Origin of the sequence: Microbacterium sp. CH-015 (assembly GCF_049707015.1) — a bacterium.
Lineage (GTDB): Bacteria > Actinomycetota > Actinomycetes > Actinomycetales > Microbacteriaceae > Microbacterium > Microbacterium aurum.
In genome coordinates, this window is the sequence record NZ_JBNAFJ010000008.1 from 122,916 (window position 1) to 129,874 (window position 6,959).

Here is a 6,959-nt window from a genome sequence, read left to right on the forward strand (position 1 = left end):
CGCCCGCAGCTCACCACGCGCCGGGTCTGTAGTCCTTCAGGAACACACCGAACAGGTCCTCGCCCGCCTCGCCGCGGACGATCGGGTCATAGACGCGCGCGGCACCGTCGACGAGGTCGAGCGGCGCGTGGAACCCCTCCTCGGCGAGGCGGACCTTCGTGGGGTGGGGGCGCTCGTCGGTGATCCAGCCGGTGTCGACACTGGTCATGAGGATGCCGTCGGATTCGAACATCTCGCGCGCGCTCGTGCGTGTGAGCATGTTGACGGCGGCCTTGGCCATGTTCGTGTGCGGGTGCCCGGGCCCCTTGTACCCGCGGTTGAACACGCCTTCCATCGCGCTGACGTTGACGATGTAGGTGCGGCGGGCGGGGCTCGCCGCGAGCGATGCCCGGAGCTTCGAGATCAGCAGGAACGGCGCCGTCGTGTTCGCCAGCTGCACCTCGAGCATCTCCAGCGGGTCGACCTCGTCGACGCTCTGCACCCACGAGTTGGTGTGGTGCAGGTCGGGGATGAGCCCGCCCGCGTCGATCGCGGTGCCGGCGGCGAGCCGCTCCAGCGAACTGGATCCTGCGGCCATCGCCTGCTCGGTGAGCTCGTCCGCGCGCGAAGCGGCCGCCGCGAGGATCGGGTGGGCGGTGACCGAGCGCTCCAGTGCCTGCGGGTGCTGGTCGTTGGTGTGCCCGAAGGTCACGAGCTCGGGCAGCGGTCCGTCCGGGAGGGGTGCCAGTTCGGCGTCCACGAGCGGCTGGTACGCACCCGGCGAGCGCCGCACGGTCTGCGTCGCGTTGTTGATGAGGATGTCGAGATGGCCGGCCGCGGCGACGTCGTCGGCGAGTCCGAGCACCTGGGCCGGGTCGCGCAGATCGATGCCCACGACCTTCAGCCGGTGCAGCCAGTCCGCCGCGTCGGGCAGGCTCGAGAACCGCCGCACCGCGTCGCGGGGGAAGCGCGTCGTGATGGTCGTGTGCGCTCCGTCGCGCAGCAGCCGCAACGCGATGTACATGCCGATCTTGGCGCGTCCGCCGGTGAGGAGCGCGCGCCGGCCGGTGAGGTCGGTGCGCGCGTCGCGCTTGGCGTGGCTCATCGCCGCGCAGGCGGGGCAGAGCTGGTGGTAGAACGCGTCGACGAGCGTGTAGGGCTGCTTGCAGATGTAGCAGGCGCGCGCACGGCGCAGCGTCCCCGCCGTCGGGGCGGTGGTGGACGTGCTGATCGGAATGCCGCGGGTTTCGTCGTCGATCCGGTCCGGCGCTCCGGTGGCCGTCGCGGCGACCACGGCACGGTCGGCGGCCGCTTCCTCCTCGCGCAGCTGCTTGCGGCGGGCGATCTTCGCGGCCTTGAACATCTTCGCGGTCGCCTGGCGGACGGCGATGAAATCGGGATGGGTCTGGTCGACGGCATCCAACTGTGCGAGGACGCGCAGCGTCACCTCGAGCTCCGCCGGATCGATGCCGCTCGGCAGGCGGTCGCCGCCGGAGGGGTCGACGGGGGTCGCGGGGGCGGTCGGGGGTGTCTCGGGCACACGAGATTCTATTCGCCGCGGCTGGCAAACGCCCCACCTGCTACCGTGCCAGCGTGACCACCGCCCGCCGCATCCATGTCTCGGCCGCCGTGATCGTCGACGCGGATGACCGGCTGCTCCTTGTGCGCAAGGCCGGCACGACCGCGTTCATGCAGCCCGGCGGCAAGCCCGAGGCCGGCGAGACGCCCGCCGAGACCCTGAGCCGCGAGCTCGCCGAGGAGTTGGGTCTGGTGGTGGATGCCGCCTCGCTCGCGCCCCTCGGCCGGTTCGAGGCGGCCGCGGCCAACGAGCCGGGATTCGTCGTGGTCGCCGATGTGTTCGCCGTCGACATCGGCGGGCAGCGGCCGGCCGCGGCGGCGGAGATCGCGGAGCTGCGGTGGGTGTCTCGCGCCGAGGCCCACACGCTGGAGGTCGCGCCGCTGGCGCGGGAGAACTTCCTCCCCGCCTGACCGCCCGCGCGCCGACCTCCGCTACGCCAGCGGGTGGTCGTGCACGGCCGAGCTGAGGCTCACGCCGTTCACGTCGAGGTACAGCTGGCCCTCGGTCACCGAGAGCGTGAGGGTGTTGCGGCGCACGACAGCGGCGGACGCGGCATCCACGAATCCGGCGTCGAACGTGCGCAGCACGATCTCATCGGCACGGTGGATCTTCTTCCCCGCCCACAAGGGCAGCAGCTTCGCGGGGTCGCGGTGGCTGTAGACGACGGTGCGACCCGCGAGCTTGCTGCCGCGGTGGAGCCGGTCGGCATCCGGCGCGCCCACCTCGATCCACGCCGTGATCGCACCGGTCGCGTCGCGCACCAGGACCGCGGGCTCGTCGGTGGCCGAGATCCCCTCGGTGAACGCGATGCCCTCGGCGTACTCGAGGCAGTACGCGAGCAGGCGCGTCACCATGAATGCGTCGGTCTCGGACGGATGCCGGGCCATGCGCAGCGAGAGATCCTCGTACACGCCGCGGTCGAGGTCCGCGAGCTGCACGTCGAAGGTGTGGATCACTGCGCCTGCGGCCATCCCTCGAGCCTACGGCGCCCGCCCCGATATCCTGTTGCGGCATCCATCGGGGACGAGAGCCGTGCGGACGGTCGAGGACGAGGCGCGGGTCGAGGCCATCGCCGAATACGGGATCGTCGGCGCACCCGTCGAGCCCAGCCTGGTATCGCTGGCCAGCTCGCGGCGACGCTCTGCCAGGTGCCCACCGCGGTGGTCAACATCATCGGACCCACCGCCGCCTTCGTGGCGAGCAAGCGCATCGTCGCGGCGTCAGCCTTCCAGCAGAAGCGGCCGCCGGTCTTCCGCGGGCGCTGACGGCGTGGGGCGGGCCCGGGGCGCCCCTTGGCCGGCGCGGGCGGCTCGGGCAGACTCGGATGGACCGCGTCTACGAGGGAGTCTCATGCAGCAGCGCACGATCGGGCCGTTCACCGTCTCGGCCATCGGGCTCGGCGCCATGCCGGTGTCGATGAACAACGACCGCGAACTCCCCTCGCGGGACGACGCCATCGCCACGGTCCACGCGGCGCTCGACGCCGGCGTGACCTTCATCGACACGGCCGACATCTACGCGCCGTCGTGGGACGAGATGGGACACAACGAGCGGATCGTCCGCGATGCGCTGGCATCGTGGGATGGGGATGCCGACGGCATCCTCGTCGGGACGAAGGGCGGGATCACGCGCACCGCCGAGAAGGACTTCGGGCGCGACGGGTCGCTGGCCTACCTCCGGTCCGCGGTGCTGCGGTCGCAGGAGAACCTCGGCGTCGACGTCATCGACCTGTACCAGTACCACCGACCCGACCGCTGGATGGTCTACGGCGAGATCATGCAGAACCTCAAGACGCTGCAGGACGAGGGGCTCATCCGCACGATCGGCATCTCCAACGCCAGCGTCGAGGAGATCGCCATCGCGCGCGAGGTGCTGGGCGAGGGGAACCTCGTCAGCGTGCAGAACGAGTTCTCCCCCCGGCATCCGGGAAGCTACGGGGAACTGCGCTACTGCGACGAGCACGGCATCGCGTTCCTGCCGTGGAGTCCGCTGGGCGGCACTGGCGGCGGAGGACGCACCGTCGGCGAGCGGTTCGGCGTCTTCCGCGAGATCGGCGACGCGCACGGCGTGAGCCCGCAGCAGGTCGTGCTGGCGTGGGAGCTGGCGCTGAGCCCCGTCGTCGTGCCGATCCCCGGCGCGCGACGCGCGGCATCCATCACCGACTCCGCGGCCGCCGCCGACCTCGTGCTCACCGACGACGAGGTCTCGCGCTGCTCCGACGCCGTCGGCATCGAACGCTGAGACGCCGGGCTCCGCACGCGTCAACCCCCTGTCCGCGGGTTCACGCCCGGCCTACCGTGGCGCCATGGCTATCGAACTGAACAAGCCCGCTCTCGAGCATGCGCGCGCCCTGGTGCGCGACGGCAAGGTCGTCCGCGACGAGCGCGACGCGTGGTCGGAGGCGGCTCCCACGCCCGACGAGGAGAACGCGTTCATCGAGGACAAGGGGTGGACACAGTACGCCCACTGGCACCTCGGGATCGACAAGAGCGAGAACCGCGAGACCAAGGGCGCGTACTCGTTCCCGTTCGGCGACTTCCGCCGGGTGCACCGTTCGGGCGTCATCTCCGGCGAGAGTCGCGCCGGCCAGTACGGCCACGACGAGATCCGCGACGCGTTGCGTGCGCTCCTGGAACTCATCGACAAGAGTTGACGATGGCGTTGCAGGAGTTGCTGCTGGTACGGCACGGCGAGAGCGTCGGCAACGTCGCGGCGACCGCGGCCGAGCTCGCCGGCGCCGAGGCGATCGCTCTCGGCATCCGCGATGCCGATGTGCCGCTCTCGGACACCGGTGTCGAGCAGGCGCAGGCGCTCGCGACGCGGCTGCGGGACGCCGATCCGGTTCCGCAGATCGCGTGGGTGTCGCCCTACCTGCGCGCGCAGCAGACGTTCGCCATCGCCACGGCGGACGGCCCGGTCATCGACACCGTGGTCAGCGACGAGCGGCTGCGCGATCGCGAACTCGGCATCCTCGACCTGCTGACGCGGCGCGGCGTCGCCGCCCGCCACCCTGAGGAGGCGGAGCGCCGCGCGCACCTCGGCAAGTACTACCACCGGCCGCCGGGCGGCGAGTCGTGGGCCGATGTCGCGCTGCGGCTGCGCTCGTTCCTGCGCGACGCCGCCGACGCCCCCGCCGAGGTCGGGCTCGTCGTGGCGCACGACGCCGTCGTCATGCTGCTGATCGCGCTGCTGCTGCGGTGGGATGAGGAGGCTCTGCTCGTCTTCGCGTCGCGGCACACGGTGCTGAACGCGTCGGTGACGACGCTGCGGCGCCACGGCGCCCAGTGGGAGCTCGCCGATTTCTCCGACGTGCGACACCTGCAGCGCGAGGGCGCCGAGGTCACCGTCCATCCCGGGAGCGCCGATGTCGAACCGGAGTGAGCCGGTGCCCGTGACCCCCGACCTGCTGCGAGGCTGGGGACTTCCCGACCCGGGCGCGTCGAAGAACTCCCGCGGACGGGGCTTCGTCGTCGGCGGGTCGATGGTCTCGCCCGGCGGCGTCGTCCTGTCGGGCGAGGCGGCGCTTCGGGTCGGTGCGGGCAAGGTCGGCGTGGCCACCACGCCGGACGTCGCGGGTGTCGTGCGCACGACCTTCATCGAGGCCGGTGTGTACGAGTGGCCCGCCGGGACCAAGCGGGCGCCCCGGGGGTGGGAGGCTGAGCTCGACGCCGCCGACGCGGTCCTCGTCGGGCCCGGGCTCGACGACGCCGCGCACGCGCGGGCGCGCCTGGAGGCGATCGCCGCTCGCGAGGTGCGCTGCCTCGTCGTCGACGCCTTCGCCGTCGGGGCGCTGCCCGAGATGGACCGCGGGCGCCTGCCCGAGACGCTCATCATCAACGCCAACCTCGACGAGGCCGCGCTGCTGCTCGGGCGAGAGGTGGACGACCCAATGCGCGACGCCGTCGAGATCGCGCAGACGTGGGATGCCGTGGTGCACTGCTACTCCGCCGTCGCGGCGCCCTCGGGGCAGCGGTGGCGGCTGGACGTCGGCGGCGCGGGCCTCGGCACCGCCGGCTCCGGCGACGTGCTGGCGGGCGCCATCGCCGGCTTCGCCGCCCGCGGCGTGACGCCGGAGCGTGCCGCCGTGTTCGGCGCGTGGTGCCACGGCCGCGCCGGCGACCGGCTGAGCGCCCGCCTCGGCCTGGGCTTCCTCGCGCGCGAACTCGTGCGGGAACTCCCCGCGGCGCTGACCGAGATCGCACCGCACGCCGCGCGCGCTGCCGATCAGAACGAGGACCACGACCGGGACGAGAACCCGCAGGAGAGGAACACCTGACACGATGTTCATCGGCTACCACGCGTCGCACGAGCAGGTGCCACCGAGCGCCCTGCTGACCTGCGTCCAGCGGGCGGAGGCCGCCGGCTTCGACGGCGCCATGTGCTCCGACCATTACGCGCCGTGGAGCACCGCGAGCGCAGCGGTCTGCTGCTCCTCGGTGAGGTCGGCGCGGTTCAGGCCGGCGCGCTGCACGAACGTCACCGGGAAGTTCGACCACGACGTCGTCTTGGTCGCGTCGTCGTAGGCGTAGAGCACGGCATCCCGCTGCTCGTCGGTCAGGGTCGCGAGGAACGCGTCGGCGGCCGCTGTCGTGTCGGCGATGGTGCCCGCCGTGGAGTCGGTCGCCGCGGCGGCGGTCGCGGTCGTCGTCGCCGTGGCGGCGGTCGTCGCGGTGGCCGTAGAGACGGATGCCGAGGTGCTCGCGCACCCGGCGAGAGTCAGGCCCGCGGTCAGCAGCAGCGCGGCGCCGAAGGTGACGGTCGTGCGAGTCCGGCGGCGGGGAGAGGGCGTGTGTCCAGTGGGCGTGTCGTCGGTCATGTCCCCGACGGTACGGAGCCGCCTGAGGCGCGCCGTCGGCGGCCGCTATGCGGCGCCTATAAATGAAAATGCCTGAGCCGCGACTCGTTCGAGAACGATGTCGCGGCTCAGGACACTGGCGGTGACGGTGGGATTTGAACCCATGTATCGCGAGCGCAGTCGCCATCGCTTCAATGCCGTGACCGCACAATCCCGCGGTTCGACCTCGTTCCCGGCTCCACTCGCCTCCCTTCATCTGCGTTCGTCTTTACCCACGCGTGTACCCGCTTGAGATATCTCTACGAGACCCCGCGCTAAGTCTCATGTTGACCCATCGCCTCCGATGGCACCTTCCCGCGGATACTGATAGCTCGTACACGATCCGTATCCGGGCGATGCGCAGTCAGGGGGTGTTGCGGGCGTGGCGTGATCGTGCGGGCGAGGGGAGGCGCCGTTCATTCGCGCAGCGACGACGATCGGCGTGACGTCTCCCGCGCCGCCACCACGTAGCGGGCGGCCCGAGAGGCGGGGTCGCTTCCTCGGGCCCTCTACGTGAGAGGCAGATCGGTGAGGCAGGTGGGGTCATCCGCGCCAGTGGAGATGGGG

At 71.7% G+C, this 6,959-nt stretch carries 8 protein-coding genes; 5 read left to right on the forward strand and 3 right to left on the reverse strand.

All coding sequences use genetic code 11. The annotated features are described in order from the left end of the window. Positions 1 to 10: 10 nt before the first annotated feature. On the reverse strand, positions 11 to 1,459 hold the full coding sequence (locus ACPYN4_RS12480) for an SDR family NAD(P)-dependent oxidoreductase (protein ID WP_424446551.1): 1,449 nt from the start codon (positions 1,457 to 1,459) through the stop codon (positions 11 to 13). A gap of 113 nt (positions 1,460 to 1,572) precedes the next feature. Here ACPYN4_RS12480 and ACPYN4_RS12485 point away from each other — a divergent pair, with 113 nt between their 5' ends. Then, positions 1,573 to 1,968, forward strand: a complete 396-nt coding sequence (locus ACPYN4_RS12485) for an NUDIX hydrolase (RefSeq protein WP_239282142.1) — start codon at positions 1,573 to 1,575, stop codon at positions 1,966 to 1,968. A gap of 21 nt (positions 1,969 to 1,989) precedes the next feature. On the opposite strand, the gene ACPYN4_RS12490 is transcribed toward ACPYN4_RS12485, so the two are convergent. Beyond that, entirely contained in the window at positions 1,990 to 2,529 is a 540-nt protein-coding gene (locus ACPYN4_RS12490) for a YaeQ family protein (RefSeq protein WP_281653256.1), read from the reverse strand. Between the two features lie 379 nt (positions 2,530 to 2,908). Here ACPYN4_RS12490 and ACPYN4_RS12495 point away from each other — a divergent pair, with 379 nt between their 5' ends. The 4 genes from ACPYN4_RS12495 (at position 2,909) to ACPYN4_RS12510 (ending at position 5,834) form a co-directional block, all read left to right on the forward strand. Continuing rightward, the gene (locus ACPYN4_RS12495) at positions 2,909 to 3,799 is read left to right on the forward strand and encodes an aldo/keto reductase (protein WP_239282144.1); all 891 of its coding nucleotides are present in this window, start codon (positions 2,909 to 2,911) and stop codon (positions 3,797 to 3,799) included. Between the two features lie 64 nt (positions 3,800 to 3,863). Next, positions 3,864 to 4,211 carry a hypothetical protein gene (locus tag ACPYN4_RS12500; RefSeq protein ID WP_239282145.1) on the forward strand — a complete coding sequence of 116 codons (348 nt, stop codon included), beginning with the start codon at positions 3,864 to 3,866 and terminating at the stop codon, positions 4,209 to 4,211. A 2-nt stretch (positions 4,212 to 4,213) separates the two neighbouring features. After that, positions 4,214 to 4,939, forward strand: coding sequence for a histidine phosphatase family protein (locus ACPYN4_RS12505; protein ID WP_239282146.1), 726 nt, complete (start codon positions 4,214 to 4,216; stop codon positions 4,937 to 4,939). After that, a complete protein-coding gene (locus ACPYN4_RS12510; RefSeq protein WP_287270161.1) occupies positions 4,923 to 5,834 on the forward strand; it encodes an ADP-dependent NAD(P)H-hydrate dehydratase in 912 nt (303 codons plus the stop codon). The genes ACPYN4_RS12505 and ACPYN4_RS12510 overlap by 17 nt, the downstream gene beginning before the upstream one ends. A 114-nt stretch (positions 5,835 to 5,948) precedes the next feature. Here ACPYN4_RS12510 and ACPYN4_RS12515 read toward each other — a convergent pair whose 3' ends face one another. Further along, positions 5,949 to 6,374, reverse strand: coding sequence for a DUF3500 domain-containing protein (locus tag ACPYN4_RS12515; RefSeq protein ID WP_239282148.1), 426 nt, complete (start codon positions 6,372 to 6,374; stop codon positions 5,949 to 5,951). Between the last annotated feature and the right edge of the window lie 585 nt (positions 6,375 to 6,959).